Genomic DNA, 1818 nt, shown 5'->3' on the forward strand with positions numbered 1-1818 from the left:
ACATCCGCCATCGTCGTCCCACCGCTCCGAACCCGCCGCCGCTCAGCCGGCGACGATGCGCTGCGACCCCGCGTCGAACTCGACGAGGTCGCCGGTCTCGCCCGCGCGACTCGCGCGGCCGCCGAGCACGAGCATGTACGCCAGGAAGCCGCCGAGTGCCGCGACGCCGATGCCGATCTTCACCGGCCACGGCCAGGGCGCCGGGGTGACGAAGCCCTCGATCAGTCCTGAGACGAAGAGGAAGAACACGAGCCCGATCGCGACGCTGAAGAGCGCGCGCGCGTCTTCGGCGAGCGCGACGCCCCGAGGTCGAGCCCCCGGCGCCACCCACGCCCAGAAGATGCGGAGGCCGGCTGCCGCTGCGACGAAGACGCACGTGAGCTCGAGCAGCCCGTGCGGCGCGATGTAGAGGAAGAAGGTGTCGGCCTCGTCGTAGGCGAACATGACCGCTGCATTGATGCCGAGGTTCTGCGCGTTCTGCAGGATCACCCACGGCACCCACACCCCGAGGATGCCGAATGCCACGCACTGGGCGGCGATCCACGCGTTGTTCGTCCACACCGCCCCTGCGAACGAGGCAGCCGGGTTCTCGGAGTAGTAGGCGACGAAGCCCTCCTCGGCGACCTGGCGCAGCTCCTCCTCGCTGCCGAGCGCCGCGAGCACGCGCGGATCGGCGCTGATCCACCATGCGTAGAGCGCGGCGACCACGACCGTGACGACCGCCACCGCGAGGGTCAGCCACCGCAGCCGATAGAGCGCCGCGGGCAGGCTCACGACCACGAACCGGGTGAACTGCCGCAGCGGGTTCTCGGGCGCGCCCGTGAACGCGAGCCGAGCTCTGGCGAGCGTGACCGAGAGCCGGTCGCCGAGCGCCGTCGAGCCCGCAGTCGCCTGCACGAGGGAGAGATCGGATGCGGCGCTCTGATACCGCTCGATGAGTTCGTCCGCATCGGCGCCGTCGAGACGACGCCGCCGTGCGAGCGCGTCGAGGCGCTGCCAGTCGTCTTGGCGGGCGGAGGCGAGCGCATCGAGGTCCATCTGCTTGAATACTACCCATGGCAGATGCCCCAGCCGTCGCCCCGAGCGCCGCCCGATTCGACGACGAGGGCGTGGTCACCGGCGAGGCCGTGACGCTCGACGTACGCCCCGCGAGCGCGATCATCCGGGCGGGCGGCGCGATCATCGACGTGCTCGTCTCGGTGCTCCTCATCCTCGGCCTGCTCCTGGCCCTGTCGGGACTCGGCATCGACGAGAAGGGCTTCCAGGCCATCCTGATCGCGGGCATCGTGACGTGCATCGTGATCGTTCCCACGGCGGTCGAGACGGCCTCGCACGGTCGCTCGCTCGGCAAGCTCGCACTGGGCCTCCGCGTCGTGCGCGACGACGGCGGCGCGATCGGGTTCCGGCACGCCTTCATCCGTGCGCTGACCGGAGTCGTCGAGATCTACCTGACCTTCGGCGGCCTCGCCGTGCTCGTCGGGTTCCTGAACCCGTCGTCGAAGCGACTCGGCGACCTGCTCGCGGGAACGCACGGCCAGGTCGAACGCGTGCCGAAGCTGCCGTCGACCGCGTTCGGCGTTCCGCCCGAGCTCGTCTCGTGGGCGGCGATCGCCGACGTCGCCCGGCTCCCCGATCCGCTGGCGCGCCGGGTCGCGGCGTTCTTCACGAACGCGGCGCACCTCGTGCCCGAGAGTCGCGTGCGCGTCGCGGCCTCGCTCGCAGCCGAGGTGGCGCCGTTCGTTTCGCCGCTGCCCGACGCATCGCCCGAACGATTCCTCGCGGGCGTCGCAGCGCTCCGGCGCGAGCGCGACGCGGTCG

General features: G+C 71.4%; 2 protein-coding genes. One reads left to right on the forward strand and one right to left on the reverse strand.

Annotated features, from left to right (window positions below; translation table 11 throughout):
- Window positions 1–42 precede the first annotated feature (42 nt).
- Entirely contained in the window at window positions 43–1038 is a 996-nt protein-coding gene (locus tag ACFTQE_RS20075) for a stage II sporulation protein M (RefSeq protein WP_376926727.1), read from the reverse strand.
- 17 nt (window positions 1039–1055) lie between these two features.
- Between ACFTQE_RS20075 and ACFTQE_RS20080 the strand changes: the two genes are divergently transcribed.
- Window positions 1056–1818: RDD family protein (locus ACFTQE_RS20080; RefSeq protein WP_376926728.1), on the forward strand; the 763-nt coding region annotated here is incomplete at its 3' end.

The organism is Agromyces sp. NPDC056965, from assembly GCF_042673425.1.
In the GTDB taxonomy this organism is placed as follows: Bacteria; Actinomycetota; Actinomycetes; order Actinomycetales; family Microbacteriaceae; genus Agromyces.

Bases quoted from the DNA above. Each gene is read 5' to 3' on its own strand.
- ACFTQE_RS20075 (WP_376926727.1), bottom strand. From the start codon at position 1,038: ATGGACCTCGATGCGCTCGCCTCCGCCCGCCAAGACGACTGGCAGCGC.